This window comes from uncultured Algibacter sp., assembly GCF_947487575.1.
GTDB lineage: Bacteria > Bacteroidota > Bacteroidia > Flavobacteriales > Flavobacteriaceae > Algibacter_B.
The window spans coordinates 1-449 of record NZ_CANKXG010000030.1 but is presented as its reverse complement, the minus strand read 5'-3'; the positions used below and the strand labels follow the sequence as shown (position 1 = coordinate 449).

General features: G+C 38.8%; 1 pseudogene. It reads left to right on the top strand.

Going from position 1 to position 449, the window contains the following annotated elements:
- Positions 1 to 449: pseudogene (locus tag Q0870_RS15375) on the top strand (hypothetical protein); the annotation flags it as partial.

Here is a 449-nt window from a genome sequence, read left to right as displayed (position 1 = left end):
TCAGAGCAACAATATATATTTGAAGGGAAGCCCAATAATGGTACTATTTTAATAGATGTTACAGATACTGGAGGTCCAGGTTCAGTAGCCAGTGTTTCAAAAACGGCATATTTATTAGGTAATCCTTATGCTTCAGCGTTAGATGTCCATAAGTTTATAGATGATAATGCAGGTGTTATAGGTGGTTATATACAATTATGGCAGCAATGGGCAGGTACATCTCACAACCTTAGTGAATATCAAGGAGGCTATGCTAAAGTAAATAAAACAGGTTCTATCCGAGCATCCCAATTTGTAAGCCTTTATGGTGCCGATACAGGATTAGAGGAAGGCACAATAGTACCAACCCGATACCTTCCAGTAGGGCAAGGCTTTATGGCAGAAATTATAGCTGATGGTCAAGTTGAGTTTAATAATAGTCAGCGCGTGTTTATAAAAGAAGCAGATGC